Raw genomic sequence first — 15,671 nt, forward strand, 5'->3', positions numbered from 1 at the left:
CAATGACGACGCATTGATTGATGTACGGTGTTTGCTCAACAGATTGCCGCGCTTCACTTCGTTACGCTCGCAATGACGCAATGACCATTAATAATTATAAGCCATGAAAGAAGGATTTGTTTACATAATTACAAATAAGAATAATACGGTATTGTATGTTGGAGTTACTTCTAATTTGATTGAGAGGATTAGGCAGCATAAGGATAAACAATACAGTAATTCATTTTCTGCACGGTATAATTTGGATAAGCTTGTATATTTTGAAAAGCTTGATAAGATTGAAGATGCTATTGCTCGGGAGAAGCAGCTTAAGGCGGGGTCTAGGGCGAAAAAAGTTGCTTTGATTAATGAGGCTAATGTTGAGTGGCGGGATTTGTTTTTTGAGTTGTGATTGCTGCCGTCATTGCGAGGAGGCACGACGAAGCAATCTTTTGATTTATAAGCGGTGTTTGCTCAACAGATTGCCACGCTCCACTTCGTTGCGCTAGCAATGACGGTGCATTGATTGATTTGTCATTGCGAGGAGGCACGACGAAGCAATCTTTTGATTTGTAATTAGCGTTTGCTCAACAGGTTGCCGCGCTCCGTTTCACTCCGCTCGCAATGACGGTGCGTTAATTGGTAGTAACGCTCGCAATGACAGGCGTTGTACTATATTCACTACATTTGTAAAAAAAAAACCAATGCCAAACCACTACCTCTACTGCCTAGAATCCGTCGCCACCGAAAGCGCCCTGCACCGCAGCGCAATCCTCCCGGCACTGGAAACCCTAGCGAGCCAGTATGGCATTACCAACATCTACAAAACCTGCGAAAGCATCGAGGAGTTTGAGGAGAGCATCAGTACATTGCTATACGAAGACCGCCATTTTAAAGACTACCAAATACTCTATTTGGTTTTTGAGGGCAGAAGCAACGAACTCAAAATAGATAACTACTACTACAGTTTTGAAGAAATTGCTGAGTTTTTTGAAGGAAAGCTCAAAGGGAAGATCGTACACTTTGCTAATACGCTGTCATTAGACTTAGAGGAAGAAACCTTTCAGTATTTTCTCGATGTAACAGGAGCCAAAGCCTTATCAGGCTATACTAACCATGTACCGATTTTGAGTACCGTACTTGATAATCTTTATTTCTCTCTGAGCGAAGAACATGACGATGTAATCGAACTGACTGAGGCGTTGTTCGACAAGCAGTATAACTTGGCGACTTCGTTGGGATTTCGGTTGTATTATTGAGGGTTACAACAATAAAATCAGCAATAAAATAATAATGATAATAGCTCCCACCGAAAGGTAAACGCCATTCGAGCCTTTAAGCTGTTTGTTAATAGACTTGACTTCTTTGCGGAGTTCGCGCTTCTCGACACGGGTTAAAGTGCTACGGTCGATGCTTTTAATTTCTTCCAAACGATTGATTAACTGTTGGGCTCTTTCCGCTTCGATTGTTGTGCCAGCGGTTGCCGGAATCGTGTCGTTAGTAGTACTTGGGTAAACCGGTAAACAGATTATCGATAATAGCACAAGCAATACCATTTTAAAACTTTTTGCTTTCATAATCCTACTTTTTAAGTTGTTAACCACAATAAGAAATAGATTATAAAGATACGTATAATTTTGAAAATGAGTACTTTACGTTTTTTGGTTACTTCCCGATACAGAAATTCGCAAAAATATTCCCTAACAACTCATCATTCGTCACTTGCCCTGTTATCTCCCCAAAGAAAAACAACGCCTGACGAATATCTATCGCCATTAAGTCTGAAGATAAATTGTTTTGCAAGCCCCATTTTACTTTCTGAATTTCTTCTAGTGCTTTTAATAAAGAATCGTAATGACGCGTGTTGGTTACAATGGTTTCATTATTACGTAGAGCTCCTGTGTTTACAAAAGAAAGTAAGGCGTTTTTAAGTTCCTCGATTCCTTCTTTGTTTTTGGCGGAAATGAACAAACTTTTGTCGATTTCAGATTCAATCGCTTTGATGAATTCGGCACTTAACAAGTCTTTTTTATTGAACAGTACCAACAAGGTTTTTAAAGGATATTGGTTCTTGATTTGCTCAATTTCCATTTTAAGCGCTTCAATACTGTAGGTTTTCTGTTGAGAACTGTCAACTAGGAACAAAACTACCTGAGCCTGTTCAATCTTTTCAAAGGTTTTTTTGATACCGATGCTTTCTACATGGTCTTGTGTTTCACGAATACCGGCAGTATCAATGAATCTAAAACCGATACCGTTGATAACCAATTCGTCTTCAATAGTATCACGAGTGGTTCCGGCAATATCGGAAACAATGGCGCGTTCTTCGTTTAATAAAGCATTCAGTAAAGTTGATTTTCCAACATTCGGTTCGCCTACAATTGCTACCGGAATCCCGTTTTTGATAACATTTCCAACGGCAAAGGAATCAATTAAGCGTTTTAAAACGAACTCGATACGGTTTACCAATTCATGAAAGGCGGTTCGGTCTGCAAACTCTACATCTTCTTCGGCAAAGTCTAATTCCAATTCGATTAAGGAAGCGAAGTTGAGCAATTCTTCTCTTAACTTAGCTATTTCGTTGCTGAATCCGCCACGCATTTGCTGCATCGCTATCTGATGACTGGCTTCGTTGTCGGAAGCGATTAAATCGGCTACGGCTTCGGCTTGCGATAAATCCATTTTACCGTTTAAAAAAGAACGTAAGGTGAATTCACCTGCCTGAGCCATTCTGCAGCCTTTACGAAGAAACAACTGAATGATTTGCTGTTGAATATAAGTAGAGCCGTGACAAGAGATTTCTACCGTATTTTCACCAGTATACGAATTCGTTCCTTTGAATAGCGATAGTAAAACCTGATCGAATACTTTGCCTTCATCTACTATATGTCCTAAATGAAGCGTATGCGTGCGTTGCTTGGTAATGTCTTTATCCGAGATGGATTGAAATACTGAAGCCGCAATAGCAACAGCTTCTTTACCCGAAATTCGGATTACGGCAATAGCACCCGCTCCGGAAGGTGTAGCTAAAGCAACAATAGTATCGTTTGGAATCATTTAAAGTGACTGAGTTACTGAGTGGCAAAGGTACGAAGTTTTTGTTTTATGTGAGAAGGGAAAAGTGAGAAGGGAAAAGGGAAACAAATGTAAATACTAAACACTAATTACTGAACACTGAATACTAAATACTGAGTACTAAAAATGGTTAAATAATTGTAAAACTGACAATTATCAGAAATTATCTGTCTCATTTTTAGTAACTTTATGTAAGAATCTTAAACTATTGTACCATGAAAAAGATACTTTTTCCCACCGATTTTTCCGAAACCGCTAACAATGCTTTTGTGTATGCTTTGGAAATGGCAAAATGCATCGATGCTGAAGTTGTTGTTTTACATGTGTACGATTTGCCCAGTGTTTCGTATGGTGAAATTCCGTTTGTGGTTTCTGAAATTTACGATTCCATTGAGTTGAATAATTTTGAGAATTTCAAAGATCAGATTCCTTTTTTACGGGAAATTGCAGATAAGCATCAATTGGGAAGCGTCAAAATGAGTCACGTGTTGCGTCATGGTGATTTGATCCGTACGATGAAAGAAATCTGTCACGATGAATTGATTGATATGATTGTAATGGGAACCAATGGCGCTACAGGACTACAGGAAATGTTCTTAGGTTCGAATACCGGTAATGCTATCGTAAATATTCCCGTAACTCTATTGAGTGTGCCGAATGGTGCCAAATATACCCGATTACAGCATTTCGGGTTTACCACTAAATTTGACGATGCGGATAGAGAAGCCTTGAAAAAAGTAGTTAACATTGCCAAAAAGTTTCACGCCGATGTAAAATGTTTAACGGTGAAAACCCACGGTTTTGATGTAAGCGATGAAGGTATGACATTCTGGAAATCGGATTTTAAAGATGAACCAGTTGAGTTTTTCCTTGTACCACACGATGATGTCAAAGAAACCATTTATGATTTCGTAGAACATCAGAACATTGATGTTTTGGCGATGGTAACTCACAAACGTAATTTCTTTGAAGAATTGTTTACACACAGCTTAACACAGAAGTTGTCTTACCACAGTGAAAAACCGATTTTAGCATTCCATTAATTGCTATTACTATAAAAGTAAAAAACCGCAGTCCGTTAGGTACTGCGGTTTTTTGGTATAAAGGGTTGGTTATAGCTTTTTGTTAGTTAACAGTGTTCAGATAGTAGTAGGCAGTGCAAACTGAAAACTGAAAACTGAATACTGATTTACTAGTTATTCAACATCACCGGCATTACCAACATGGTAACCGTTTCGCCTTCGTCTAATCCGTCAACAGGCGTAAGGATTCCGGCGCGGTTTGGTAACGACATTTCCAATTGAATTTCGTCCGATTGTAAGTTGGTCAACATCTCCGTTAAGAAACGCGAGTTGAAACCAATTTGCATATCATCACCTTGGTAATCACAGGTTAAACGCTCTTCGGCTTTGTTTGAGTAATCGATGTCTTCTGCAGAAATGTTCAATTCCGCTCCAGCAATTTTCAAACGAATTTGGTGTGTGGTTTTGTTTGCGAAAATCGCCACACGACGTACAGAACTTAAAAACTGGGTTCTGTCCATCAATAATTTATTTGGATTTTCTTTCGGGATAACTGCTTCGTAATTAGGGTATTTACCGTCAATTAAACGACAAGTTAAAGTATAATTATCGAAAGAGAACGTCGCGTTCGAATCGTTGTATTCAATTTTAACTTCCGCATCCGAAGTAGCTAAAATTCCTTTTAAAATGTTCAAAGGTTTTTTAGGCATGATGAAATCTGAAGCTTGAGATGCTTTTACATCGGTTCTGGCGTATTTTACCAGTTTGTGCGCATCAGTAGCCACGAAAATCAAACCTTCCGTAGAGAACTGGAAGAAAACTCCAGACATTACCGGACGTAAATCATCATTTCCGGCAGCGAAGATGGTTTTGCTGATCGCTGTTGCCAATACTTCGGCAGGAACTAAAGTTGAAGATGGTTCGTCTAAAACTACAGCTTTCGGGAATTCTTCGCCTGGAGCGTAAGCTAAAGCATATTTTCCTGAGTTAGAACTGATTTCAATCGTGTTGTTGTCTTCAACTGTAAAAGTTAAAGGCTGCTCAGGGAACGTTTTAAGGATTTCCAACAATAATTTTGCCGGAACCGCCACACTTCCTTGGCTGGTTGAATCGATTTCTAAAGTAGAAGACATGGTTGTCTCTAAATCGGAAGCCGAAACTTTCAACTGATTGTTATCTAATTCGAATAGGAAATTATCCAAAATAGGCAAGGTGTTGCTGCTGTTAATCACGCTGCCTAATACTTGCAATTGTTTTAACAAATACGAACTGGATACTATAAACTTCATCTTCTTCTTTTTTAAGGATTGTAAAATTCGTTTTAAATTTTACATTTCGCAAATATATTTTAATCTAATTAATGTCAAAAACAATTTTATTAACAACTAGCGGGCATATTTACGCTTTCTTAAGAACGTAAACACAAAACCGAAAATTGCCAGCACAACAATTGGTAACCCGACAGTTAGGATTTGCGTAAAGGTATAATTCTCGTATACTTTTTCTTTGTCCAATATCGGTAAATCAACGTCTTTGCTTCGGATGTTGATAAGTCCGTTGTCGTCTAAAAGGTAGTTCACACAGTTAAGCATGAATTCTTTGTTGCCGAAAAGATTATTCGTCCATTTGTCATAACCCAATTCTAAGGGCTGAAACGCTTGATCCAATTGGTTTTTTACCACATCACCATCGGAAATGATTATCATCTTGGTTTCTTTTCCAACCGTTTTGTAGTTGTTGTCTTTGAATGGTAACACTCGGTTTTCGTACATCGAATGGAATTTTCCTTCCAATAATACCGATAACGGCAAACGACCGCCATCAGGATAATCTTTCGGCCCGGTTTCTTCGGTTACCATGTCCAAACTTACCTGAACCGGAGTTCCAACGGCTTTTGAATATTGCGAAGTTTCCAGTAAAACGGTTTTCTTGATGTCGTTTTTCAGCAATTCAATCGGGTTAGCGAATTCAAATTTTACTCCTTCGATATTCTTAACAATCGGATGTTGCGACTGCGGATACACAAACGGCGCATATTTCCAGAAATATTGTTCATACTGCGTTTGGCTTCCCGGTTCTCCGGTGGCTAATTTAATTGGCGTTGCCTGTTCGTCTTTTGCCAATAACGGATTGATTCGAACACCATATTTGAAGAACATATCCGATAAATTCAAATCCTTCGGATAGGCGAAAATAGAACCGGTTTCGTTATATAAACTATCCATTTCGGCTTGCACATTATCTACCAACCAAAGGGTTTTTCCGCCGTTGATGATGAATTGGTCTAAGACTTCTTTTTCTTCATCTGTGAAGCGTTTGGATGGTTTGGCGATAATGGCCATGTCGTATTTTTTCAGCGCTTCCAAGGAACCGGTCGGGTTTACTTTTACCGAATCCATGGTGAACGGACCGATATAGTAACTTTCGCGAACCGACTTTAAGAAATCAGCAATCTGTAAATCGTGCAATTCGCCAATGCCTTTGATTACGGCAATTTTCTTCTGCTTCTCTTTGATGATTTTGTTGAAAGCATCAGCAAAAGCGTATTCCAAATGCTGAACAGAACTCACTACTTTTTCTTCGGTAGTAGCGCCCATCATGTTTTTCAACAACTGAACTTTGGTTACTTTTTCGTTATAGGTTGCAACTGCCCACGGAAAAACCATTTCCTGCGATTGTTTTCCTTTGTCGTCAACCGTAATGCTGATTGGAGTTAAACCGCGTTGGTATAACATTTTCATGTTAGCATCGCGCTCTTCTTCTTTTTCTAACGGATTGACAAACTGGAAGACGATGTTGGAATTGTAGGCTTTGAATTCCTCTAAAGTCTGACGGGTTTCGCTTTGTAATCGTTTGAATTCTCCCGGAAATTGACCTTCCAGATAAACATCGATATACAATGGCGCATCAACTTGTTTGATAAGTTCTAACGAAGTTTCGGAAAGGGTATAGCGTTTATCGGCCGTTAAGTCGAAACGCTTGAAAAAGTAATTTCCGAAGATGTTCAAGGCAATCAACCCAACGATTAAAATACCTAATTGTTTCAGGGCTTGTTTTTTAGCGTCTTTCATTACCATTTTAAAGATTTAAGTTGATAAACCGTTCCTGCTAAAAAAGCAATGGTAACGCTGGCGAAATATACAATATCACGAGTATCGATTACACCGCGACTCATACTTTTAAAGTGAGATTCAAAACCGAAGCTGGCAAATAAATCACCAAAACTTCCCATGAAACTGGCCATGCCTTCGAATCCGTAATAGAAAACGAAACACAAAAATACTGCGATGATAAACGCCACAATCTGATTATCCGAAAGGGTAGAAGTGAAAATTCCGATAGCTGAATACGCCGCAATTAGGAACAAAAGCCCGAAATAAGAGCCCATCGTACTTCCCATGTCTAGATTTCCTGCAGGATTGCCTAAATCTGAGATTACGAAAACATAAATAAAAGTTGGAATAATCGCAATAACAATTAAAAGGAAAGCGCCTAAAAATTTACCGTTTACAATTTCCCAAGTGCTTAAGGGTTTGGTCAGCATTAATTCGATGGTTCCCTGTTTTTTCTCATCCGAAAAACTGCGCATGGTTACGGCAGGAATCAGGAAAATTAAAATCCACGGAGCTAATGTGAAAAACGGACTCAAATCAGCAAATCCGGATTTTAAAATATTGAATTCTCCTTCAAAAACCCAAAGGAAAAGCCCGTTGAGCAAAAGAAAAATAGCGATAACCAAATACCCAATCGGCGAACCGAAAAACGATTTGATTTCTCTTAATAATAATGCTTTCATATTGTCATTGCGAGGAACGAAGCAATCTTATCCTCATTAATTAATTTTATTTTTTATTACTCTAAAGTAGCCAATTTATCCACGCTCCAGGCTTCCGGCTTATCATTGAACAGTTTTTTAGTGAACGTCCAAACATCGTAAAACAGTTCCGAATTACGGTAGTTTTCCAAATCCTGCTCGGTTTCCCAGTAACTATACGTGAAAAAAATACACGGATTGTTTTTGTCCTGATACAATTCTAAAAAACGGTTTCCGGGTGCATTTCGTATTTTCTCTTTCATCTGTTCGAAATTTTCGAGAAAGGCCGGTATATTTTCCTGGTGAAAACTCAGTTTTACAATGCGTACAAACATACTGTTTTTTTATTATTTAGCAATTAGCTCTTAGCTGTCGGCAATTAGCTAATCGTGTTGTTTAATTTATTTCTTTTATCTTCCCGATTTATAAAAACTGAATCGTTATTAAATCATGGTAACGTAATCCTAATAAAGAAGTTGCCGCTCCAACTGTTGAAGGATTACTTTTATAGATAGCGATTTCTAATTGCCCTGCTTCATTGAACAAGGCTAAACGTTCACCTTCATAATCCTTTAATGAAAACTTGTCGGGAATATTAAAATCAGAATAATTTTTATGAATTTTTCGGATGATAATTTCTTTAAAACGTTGTGCTGATGAGCCAAATTTGATTTCAAAGTTTCGCCCTTTGCCAGTTTGTTCGAACAGTTTTTTAGAAATATTGGTGACACAATTTCCGAAGTGATCGATATATACCACATATCCTTTAATAGAAGAAGCGTCTTGCGAGATACTCGGCTGTAATTCACTCATCGGTTTGATTTGTGTAATTTCTTTACCGATAACACTTAAAGTACCGCCTTTTGCCAAATGACATGCCACTTTTACGAAAACATCCATATCGGAAGAACCCTCTGGTAATCTATCATGAATATTGATTTCCACGATTTGCTGCGGAACGATTTTCTGGGTCAGTATGCTCAAAATTCCGTTATCAGCACAAATAAAAAAGTGATCGTTCCATTGTAAAGCGATGTGTTTGTTCTCTAAAGTACGTTCGGAATCGACACCAATTAAGTGAACCGAACCTTTTGGAAAGCTGTTGTAAGCGGCATTAACCACATAACTGGCTTCGGAAATATTAAACAAATCAATATCGTGTGAAATATCAATTATTTGAGCCTGAGGATGTTCTGTAATAATCTTGCCTTTTAGGGCTCCCACAAAGTGGTCTTTCAAGCCAAAATCGGTAGTTAACGTAATTATTGACATCATTTTGTTTATAACTATTACAGAAAGGTTTTCTAAAATTTATTAGATTTGAGATATGCAAAGCTAACTTATTTTTTAATTAAATCCTTGTTGCTTTTGAACGAAAGAACCATTGAACTTACAGACATTACTCCAAAAGATTTTTGGGGTGCACAAGATGCTCATCTTGAACTAATTAAAAAATTATACCCAAAGTTAAAAATCGTAGCCCGTGGCACCTTGGTAAAAGCTTACGGAGAGAAGGAAATTTTGGATGAATTTGAAGTCCGCTTCAATCGAATCATGACCCATTTTACCCGCTTTAATTCCATTGACGACAATGTGATTGAGCGTATTGTTCAAACTAACAGTCAGGACGAACAACGCATGCCTGACCACGATAAAATTTTAGTACACGGAATTGGCGGAAAGTTAATTAAAGCCATGACACCAAATCAACAGAAATTAGTTGATTACGTACAAAAAAATGACATGGTTTTCGCCGTAGGGCCAGCCGGAACCGGTAAAACCTATACAGGTGTAGCTTTGGCGGTTAAAGCCTTGAAAGAAAAACAAGTAAAACGTATCATTTTAACCCGTCCGGCGGTAGAAGCAGGGGAGAACTTAGGATTTCTTCCGGGTGATATGAAAGAAAAACTGGATCCGTACATGCAGCCGTTGTATGATGCGTTGCGTGATATGTTACCGCCACAAACCCTTGAAGACTATATTCTAAAAGGCATTATTCAGATTGCTCCGTTGGCCTTTATGCGCGGACGAACACTGGATAACGCTTTCGTAATTTTGGATGAGGCGCAAAACACGACGCATTCACAAATGAAAATGTTCTTAACCCGTATGGGGAAAAACGCGAAGTTTATCGTAACCGGCGATCCGGGACAGGTTGATTTGCCTAGAAGAACCATTTCCGGTTTGAAAGAAGCTTTATTGGTTTTGAAAGACATAGACGGTATCGGAATTATTTACTTGGATGATAAAGATATCGTTCGCCACCGTTTGGTTAAGAAAATCATCGATGCGTATAAGAGCATTGAAAATCACGATTAAAAAGAGTTGCTAAGTTACTGAGTAGCTAAGCAGATGAGTTTTTAAGCGAAAGGATGATTATGATATTCTTTCGCTTTTTTAGTTTAATACAATTCGTTTGAACAAGTTATTTAAAATTATTCGGTGGAAATTCTGTAATAATTTAAAAAAATACTGTAATCCGTTTTTTATAAAGATGTAAGTACTTTGTATTGTTAACCTATAAAATGGATATTATGAAAAAGCTATTTTTAATATTAGGAATCGGATTGTTTTCAGTTACAGCAATCAACGCTCAGGAAACTGAAATGCAAAAAATTGAACCTACACCAGATAATTCCTGGTTTAAATTGGGTCTTACAGCTGGTTTACCGGTTGGTGATGCGAAAGATGTAGCATCATTTAATGCCGGATTGGATGTAAGAGCGCAATATATGGTGACTCCAAATTTAGCATTGGGTATCGCTTCTGGATATAATCATTATTTTGCGAAAGACGATTTTGATGATTTCGGAATGATTCCGTTAGCAGCCTATTTACGTTACTATTTTACACCGAGTGGAATATTTATTGGAGGTGACGTAGGTTACGGATTTTTAACCAACGTGGATGATAATCAAGGTGGTTTGTATTTTAGTCCGCAAATTGGTTACCACAATCACGATTGGAATATCTACGGCTATTACCAGCATTCCAACACCGATAATGACTTTAAATTGCAGAGTGTTGGTTTAGGGGTAACCTACAACATTCGATTTAAATAAGTAGAATAAGTATGATGTGACGAAAAAGGAGAAAATTAGTTTTCTCCTTTTTTATTTATCTTGTTGTTTAACATGTAGAAACAAGTTAAATTTGCGCCTTTAAACAACAACACAACAACTACATGAATACAATTACGACGACCAATTTCAACTTTCCGGGTCAAAAATCCGTTTATCGCGGTAAAGTAAGAGAAGTATACAATATCAACGACGAACTTTTGGTAATGGTGGCTACAGACCGCCTTTCTGCATTTGATGTGGTGATGCCAAAAGGAATTCCCTATAAAGGACAAATCTTAAATCAGATTGCTACTAAATTTATGCAATTGACAGAAGATATTGTGCCGAACTGGTTAATCGCAACTCCGGATCCAAACGTAGCAGTAGGTCATTTATGTACTCCGTTTAAAGTGGAGATGGTTATCCGTGGCTATTTGTCTGGTCATGCGGCTCGTGAGTATGCTGCTGGAAAGAGAATGTTGTGTGGTGTAGCACTTCCGGAAGGATTAAAAGAAAACGATAAATTCCCGACACCAATTATTACGCCATCTACCAAAGCGGGTAATGGAGAACACGATGAAGACATTTCAAGAGAAGATATTTTAGCTAAAGGAATTGTTTCCGAAGAAGATTACATCGTTTTGGAGCAATATACCAGAGCTTTGTTTCAAAGAGGAACTGAAATTGCCGCTTCAAGAGGTTTGATTTTGGTAGATACTAAATACGAATTCGGTAAAACCAAAGACGGAAAAATCGTTTTAATTGATGAAATTCACACGCCAGATTCTTCCCGTTATTTCTACGCTGAAGGTTATCAGGAAAGACAAGATAACAACGAAGCCCAAAAGCAATTATCAAAAGAGTTTGTACGTCAATGGTTAATTGCAAACGGTTTTCAGGGAAAAGAAGGTCAACAGATTCCGGAAATGACAGATGAATACATCGCAACCGTTTCGGAACGCTACATCGAATTGTTCGAGAACATTTTAGGGGAATCATTTGTAAAAGCGGATATTTCAAATATTAACGAGCGTATTGAGAAAAACGTCTTAGCTTTTTTAAACAAATAAGATAATCCAATCTTAAAGTTATACTAACCACGCTTTGCGTGGTTTTTTTGTTCTTTGTGGTGTTGATTTGAAGTTGTGATACAGTTATAAATAATCGACCAAATGTTTAAAAAAACCGATTATCAGTAAAGATGTGTTAAACTTTTGTTATAATGAAGAAATTCAGGTAACGATTTGAATTTGCCAGCGTCTATTCTGTAAATCAATCATCACTCGAGGCGTAACAAAATTGTTTGGAACACCGAGGAGCAAATCAAAATCAATCATCATGAAATCAATCAATCAAAAAACCGGCATCTTATTAGGGATTTTCGTTGTAGCATTTGTAAATGTTGCCCTAGCTCTTAATTCACAGCAGTCATTCCGTAATGAAATGATTAGTGTAACTCAATCCGAAGATTTAGCTGTATGTATAAAGACTGAAACAGTTAAAATACATTTAAAAGAAGTTAAAAAATCAAACACTTACAAAGGGAACAGAACCACACTTGAAGAACAAAGTCTGGTTGTGATGGATCCGTATGAAAAAACCATTGAAGAAACCATAGCAGAAGACAATCAAATTATTGAAAATGCTATAGTAGCAGATGCTCAATCAGTTAAAATGTCTGCCGATGAAGCTTATGTTTTTGAGAGCATTGTTTATAATGCACCATCAACCGAAGAACGCATTATTGAAGACAGTAAAATCATTGAAAACCCAATTTTAATCAGGAATTATGGAAAACTAGAAGAAAATAACAATTAAATAAATCATTAATCAAAAATCAAAACAATCAATCATGAAAAAAACGATCAGTTTATTAGGTTTGGCTTTAGTAGCTGCAACAAATGTGGCTTTGGCTTCCAATGTAGAAACAACAAATTCACAAGCAATTGAAATTGTAAATTACGATGCAACGCCATTGTGTGTGGCCATCAGTAAAGGCGATGTTACAACCGTTAAGAAATTCATCGAATACGGTGCGAATGTAAACGAAAGAAACAACGGAATGACCCCTTTAATGTTTGCTGCACGCTACAATAACGCTGAAATTGCTAAAATTTTATTAGACAACGGAGCAGATTTAAATGCCAAAGACAACAACAATAAAACCGCTTTACAACATGCTGAAGCAGGAAAAGCCGAAAAAGTAATTGAGGTTTTGAATCAGTATAAAAAGAAGTAGTTATTTTTATTTGACAGTTAGTTATAATGAAAAACCGCGCAAATGCGCGGTTTTTTTATTTCAAAATCTCAATACGAACCTTGAGTTCACCGTGATTTTTGTTGTCGGTAATTTCCATGAACGCTTTTCTGGATAAATCAATTTCGCGCCCTTTAGTAAACGGACCACGATCGTTGATTTTTACAATTACCGATTTATCGTTGGCAATATTGGTTACTTTAACTCTTGTTCCAAAATTCAATTCTTTGTGTGCCGCCGTGTATTCAGAATTACTAAAGCGTTCTCCGCTGGCGGTTTTTCTTCCATTGAATTTATCGTGATAGTACGAAGCAATGCCACTGCTTTTGTATAGTTTAAAGTCCTTACTGTCGTCAGACGTTTTAGTCGTTCGGATTTTTGAACCCGATGAACCACAACTGTCTAAAGTAAGTACAATTGCAAAAGCGGAAACAACAGCCAAGAATGTATTTCGAAATTGGAGCATAAAAGTGGTTTTATTTTTTGAAATAAGAGAACGTTTCGTTGTTCTCGATTTTTAATAAACTTTCGTAAATCAGTTTGATTACATTTTCTACATCATCTCGATGAACCATTTCTACTGTGGTATGCATATAACGAAGCGGTAAAGAAATCAAAGCCGAAGCAACACCTCCGTTGCTGTAAGCAAAAGCATCCGTATCGGTTCCTGTAACTCTTGAAGACGCATGGCGCTGGAACGGAATTTTCTTTTCTTCTGCTATACCAACAATTAATTCTCTTAATTTATTCTGAACTGCCGGCGCGTAAGCAATAACCGGTCCGCGTCCCATTTTTAAATCACCTTCGATTTTTTTATCAATCATCGGAGTAGTGGTATCGTGGCAAACATCAGTTACAATGGCAACGTTTGGTTTGATGGTTTCGGTAATCATTTCGGCACCGCGTAATCCGATTTCTTCCTGAACCGAATTCACAATATATAATCCGAAAGGTAATTTCTTTTTGTTCTCCTTTAATAAACGTGCTACTTCGGCAATCATGAATCCGCCCATGCGATTATCAATGGCGCGACAAACGAATTTGTCCTTGTTTAAAATCATGAATTCATCCGGATAAGTGATTACACAGCCCACGTGAACGCCTAATTTTTCTACTTCATCTTTGGTTGAGCATCCGCAATCGATGAAAATGTTTTCGATTTTCGCAGGTTCTTCTTTACCGCTTCTTCCTCTGGTGTGAATAGCCGGCCATCCGAAGACCCCTTTAACGATTCCTTTTTTCGTATGAATATTTACTCTTTTGGAAGGTGCAATCATATGATCGGAACCACCATTTCTAATCACGTAGATTAAACCGTCGTCCGTAATATAGTTTACGTACCAAGAGATTTCGTCTGCATGACCTTCAATGACTACTTTATATTTGGCTTCGGGATTGATTACGCCAACTGCGGTTCCGTAGGTATCGGTTATAAAAGTATCGACGTAAGGTTTTAAATAATCCATCCATAGTTTTTGTCCGCTTTCTTCGTAACCTGTTGGAGATGCGTTATTTAAGTATTTTTCAAGAAATAAAAGTGATGATTTTGATAGTATAGATTTTGCTGCCATAAAATTATTTTTTGCTAAAATAACGATTTGGTATTATAGTTGCACAGCATTTTTTGTATAAATTTGACTAAATTCTTTAGTAAATATGAGAATAGTATACCTATTATTTGTTTTCGGTTTATTTTCGGTTTCAGCCCGTTCGCAAGAGATTGTTAAAGATTCTGTTGAAACTTTAAGCGATACTACTATTGTGTTTACTTCTGAAATGGATGAACTTATCATTTCTAAAGACAAAGCCTACGAAGAAGAAATGCGTAAGCTGAAAATTTTAGAGCGCAGAGTACTTAAAGTATACCCGTATGCTAAACTTACAGCTGATAATTTGGTTATTCTGAACGCGAATATGGCTAAATTAAAGACTGAACGCGAAAAAAAGAAGTACTTTAAAATAGTAGAGGATTATCTTGAAGATGAATTTGGCGCAAAACTGAAGAAATTTTCCCGAAAAGACGGTCAGATTCTTATTAAGCTGATAAACCGTCAAACCGGTAAGACTACTTTTTCGTTGGTGAAAGATTTAAAAAGTGGTTGGAAAGCCTTTTGGTCGAACAACGCAGCAAAGTTATACGACTTAAATATGAAGGACGAATACGAGCCCTTCACTGATATCGAAGATTTTTATATAGAATCTATTCTTATTAAATATTTCGCTGCGAACAGACTTCAGAAGCAGGAACCAGCAAAGCCAATCGACTTAGCAGAGCTATCAGCCACTTGGAAAGAGCGAATCAACTTATCCAAAAAAGCCAGAGAAGAGCGTTTGGCTAAAGAAAAAGCAAGTAAATAGTTTTTGGAGCGAGTGTTCCGGCTATTTTGTGGTCGCAATTCCCGCTATCCGTTTCAATTCCTCCGCTTTGCTGCGGGATTTTCACTACTATCGGGGCTAGGAGA

At 37.6% G+C, this 15,671-nt stretch carries 18 protein-coding genes; 9 read left to right on the forward strand and 9 right to left on the reverse strand.

All coding sequences use genetic code 11. The features are described from left to right. The first annotated feature begins 103 nt into the window (after positions 1-103). Both RUH60_RS07525 and RUH60_RS07530 read left to right on the forward strand, forming a co-directional pair. Entirely contained in the window at positions 104-391 is a 288-nt protein-coding gene (locus RUH60_RS07525; RefSeq protein ID WP_313806983.1) for a GIY-YIG nuclease family protein, read from the forward strand. A 292-nt stretch (positions 392-683) separates the two neighbouring features. Continuing rightward, the gene (locus tag RUH60_RS07530) at positions 684-1,238 is read left to right on the forward strand and encodes a DUF6642 family protein (RefSeq protein ID WP_313806985.1); all 555 of its coding nucleotides are present in this window, start codon (positions 684-686) and stop codon (positions 1,236-1,238) included. A 3-nt stretch (positions 1,239-1,241) separates the two neighbouring features. Here RUH60_RS07530 and RUH60_RS07535 read toward each other — a convergent pair whose 3' ends face one another. Both RUH60_RS07535 and mnmE read right to left on the reverse strand, forming a co-directional pair. Then, entirely contained in the window at positions 1,242-1,556 is a 315-nt protein-coding gene (locus RUH60_RS07535; RefSeq protein ID WP_313806987.1) for a hypothetical protein, read from the reverse strand. An 88-nt stretch (positions 1,557-1,644) separates the two neighbouring features. Then, a complete protein-coding gene (gene mnmE / locus RUH60_RS07540; RefSeq protein ID WP_313806989.1) occupies positions 1,645-3,036 on the reverse strand; it encodes a tRNA uridine-5-carboxymethylaminomethyl(34) synthesis GTPase MnmE in 1,392 nt (463 codons plus the stop codon). 233 nt (positions 3,037-3,269) lie between these two features. Here mnmE and RUH60_RS07545 point away from each other — a divergent pair, with 233 nt between their 5' ends. Beyond that, a complete protein-coding gene (locus RUH60_RS07545) occupies positions 3,270-4,097 on the forward strand; it encodes a universal stress protein (RefSeq protein WP_313806991.1) in 828 nt (275 codons plus the stop codon). A 149-nt stretch (positions 4,098-4,246) separates the two neighbouring features. Here the strand turns inward: RUH60_RS07545 and dnaN are convergent, their stop codons facing one another. From dnaN to RUH60_RS07570, 5 genes are all read right to left on the reverse strand, one after another. Continuing rightward, positions 4,247-5,365 carry a DNA polymerase III subunit beta gene (gene dnaN / locus RUH60_RS07550; protein WP_313806993.1) on the reverse strand — a complete coding sequence of 373 codons (1,119 nt, stop codon included), beginning with the start codon at positions 5,363-5,365 and terminating at the stop codon, positions 4,247-4,249. Positions 5,366-5,461: 96 nt separating this feature from the next. Further along, positions 5,462-7,147, reverse strand: coding sequence for a gliding motility-associated ABC transporter substrate-binding protein GldG (gene gldG, locus RUH60_RS07555; RefSeq protein WP_313807013.1), 1,686 nt, complete (start codon positions 7,145-7,147; stop codon positions 5,462-5,464). Next, on the reverse strand, positions 7,147-7,872 hold the full coding sequence (gene gldF, locus RUH60_RS07560; protein WP_313806995.1) for a gliding motility-associated ABC transporter permease subunit GldF: 726 nt from the start codon (positions 7,870-7,872) through the stop codon (positions 7,147-7,149). The genes gldG and gldF overlap by 1 nt, the downstream gene beginning before the upstream one ends. A gap of 56 nt (positions 7,873-7,928) precedes the next feature. Then, entirely contained in the window at positions 7,929-8,225 is a 297-nt protein-coding gene (locus tag RUH60_RS07565; protein WP_237791105.1) for a putative quinol monooxygenase, read from the reverse strand. Between the two features lie 88 nt (positions 8,226-8,313). Next, the gene (locus RUH60_RS07570; protein ID WP_313807015.1) at positions 8,314-9,162 is read right to left on the reverse strand and encodes an SAM-dependent chlorinase/fluorinase; all 849 of its coding nucleotides are present in this window, start codon (positions 9,160-9,162) and stop codon (positions 8,314-8,316) included. A gap of 96 nt (positions 9,163-9,258) precedes the next feature. Here RUH60_RS07570 and RUH60_RS07575 point away from each other — a divergent pair, with 96 nt between their 5' ends. From RUH60_RS07575 to RUH60_RS07595, 5 genes are all read left to right on the forward strand, one after another. After that, positions 9,259-10,209, forward strand: coding sequence for a PhoH family protein (locus RUH60_RS07575; protein ID WP_313806997.1), 951 nt, complete (start codon positions 9,259-9,261; stop codon positions 10,207-10,209). A gap of 215 nt (positions 10,210-10,424) precedes the next feature. Then, on the forward strand, positions 10,425-10,952 hold the full coding sequence (locus RUH60_RS07580; RefSeq protein ID WP_313806999.1) for an outer membrane beta-barrel protein: 528 nt from the start codon (positions 10,425-10,427) through the stop codon (positions 10,950-10,952). 122 nt (positions 10,953-11,074) lie between these two features. Beyond that, positions 11,075-12,022: a phosphoribosylaminoimidazolesuccinocarboxamide synthase gene (locus RUH60_RS07585; RefSeq protein WP_313807001.1), complete on the forward strand. Its 948-nt coding sequence runs from the start codon at positions 11,075-11,077 to the stop codon at positions 12,020-12,022. Between the two features lie 268 nt (positions 12,023-12,290). Beyond that, positions 12,291-12,770 carry a hypothetical protein gene (locus tag RUH60_RS07590; RefSeq protein ID WP_313807003.1) on the forward strand — a complete coding sequence of 160 codons (480 nt, stop codon included), beginning with the start codon at positions 12,291-12,293 and terminating at the stop codon, positions 12,768-12,770. A gap of 34 nt (positions 12,771-12,804) precedes the next feature. Continuing rightward, a complete protein-coding gene (locus RUH60_RS07595; protein ID WP_313807005.1) occupies positions 12,805-13,191 on the forward strand; it encodes an ankyrin repeat domain-containing protein in 387 nt (128 codons plus the stop codon). A gap of 55 nt (positions 13,192-13,246) precedes the next feature. Here RUH60_RS07595 and RUH60_RS07600 read toward each other — a convergent pair whose 3' ends face one another. Both RUH60_RS07600 and RUH60_RS07605 read right to left on the reverse strand, forming a co-directional pair. Beyond that, entirely contained in the window at positions 13,247-13,675 is a 429-nt protein-coding gene (locus tag RUH60_RS07600) for a septal ring lytic transglycosylase RlpA family protein (protein WP_313807007.1), read from the reverse strand. Between the two features lie 10 nt (positions 13,676-13,685). After that, positions 13,686-14,780 (reverse strand): M42 family metallopeptidase, encoded by a 1,095-nt coding sequence (locus RUH60_RS07605; RefSeq protein ID WP_313807009.1) that lies wholly within the window; start codon positions 14,778-14,780, stop codon positions 13,686-13,688. A gap of 85 nt (positions 14,781-14,865) precedes the next feature. On the opposite strand from RUH60_RS07605, the gene RUH60_RS07610 reads away from it, so the two are divergent. Continuing rightward, positions 14,866-15,567 (forward strand): DUF4294 domain-containing protein, encoded by a 702-nt coding sequence (locus tag RUH60_RS07610; protein WP_313807011.1) that lies wholly within the window; start codon positions 14,866-14,868, stop codon positions 15,565-15,567. Positions 15,568-15,671 lie beyond the last annotated feature (104 nt).

Origin of the sequence: Flavobacterium sp. (assembly GCF_032153895.1) — a bacterium.
Taxonomy (GTDB): Bacteria; Bacteroidota; Bacteroidia; order Flavobacteriales; family Flavobacteriaceae; genus Flavobacterium.

Bases quoted from the DNA above. Each gene is read 5' to 3' on its own strand.
- RUH60_RS07605 (WP_313807009.1), bottom strand. From the start codon at position 14,780: ATGGCAGCAAAATCTATACTATCAAAATCATCACTTTTATTTCTTGAA.
- gldF (WP_313806995.1), bottom strand. From the start codon at position 7,872: ATGAAAGCATTATTATTAAGAGAAATCAAATCGTTTTTCGGTTCGCCG.
- RUH60_RS07600 (WP_313807007.1), bottom strand. From the start codon at position 13,675: ATGCTCCAATTTCGAAATACATTCTTGGCTGTTGTTTCCGCTTTTGCA.
- RUH60_RS07570 (WP_313807015.1), bottom strand. From the start codon at position 9,162: ATGTCAATAATTACGTTAACTACCGATTTTGGCTTGAAAGACCACTTT.
- RUH60_RS07580 (WP_313806999.1), top strand. From the start codon at position 10,425: ATGAAAAAGCTATTTTTAATATTAGGAATCGGATTGTTTTCAGTTACA.
- RUH60_RS07530 (WP_313806985.1), top strand. From the start codon at position 684: ATGCCAAACCACTACCTCTACTGCCTAGAATCCGTCGCCACCGAAAGC.
- RUH60_RS07585 (WP_313807001.1), top strand. From the start codon at position 11,075: ATGAATACAATTACGACGACCAATTTCAACTTTCCGGGTCAAAAATCC.
- RUH60_RS07590 (WP_313807003.1), top strand. From the start codon at position 12,291: ATGAAATCAATCAATCAAAAAACCGGCATCTTATTAGGGATTTTCGTT.
- RUH60_RS07535 (WP_313806987.1), bottom strand. From the start codon at position 1,556: ATGAAAGCAAAAAGTTTTAAAATGGTATTGCTTGTGCTATTATCGATA.
- gldG (WP_313807013.1), bottom strand. From the start codon at position 7,147: ATGAAAGACGCTAAAAAACAAGCCCTGAAACAATTAGGTATTTTAATC.
- RUH60_RS07610 (WP_313807011.1), top strand. From the start codon at position 14,866: ATGAGAATAGTATACCTATTATTTGTTTTCGGTTTATTTTCGGTTTCA.
- RUH60_RS07595 (WP_313807005.1), top strand. From the start codon at position 12,805: ATGAAAAAAACGATCAGTTTATTAGGTTTGGCTTTAGTAGCTGCAACA.
- RUH60_RS07525 (WP_313806983.1), top strand. From the start codon at position 104: ATGAAAGAAGGATTTGTTTACATAATTACAAATAAGAATAATACGGTA.
- mnmE (WP_313806989.1), bottom strand. From the start codon at position 3,036: ATGATTCCAAACGATACTATTGTTGCTTTAGCTACACCTTCCGGAGCG.
- dnaN (WP_313806993.1), bottom strand. From the start codon at position 5,365: ATGAAGTTTATAGTATCCAGTTCGTATTTGTTAAAACAATTGCAAGTA.
- RUH60_RS07545 (WP_313806991.1), top strand. From the start codon at position 3,270: ATGAAAAAGATACTTTTTCCCACCGATTTTTCCGAAACCGCTAACAAT.
- RUH60_RS07565 (WP_237791105.1), bottom strand. From the start codon at position 8,225: ATGTTTGTACGCATTGTAAAACTGAGTTTTCACCAGGAAAATATACCG.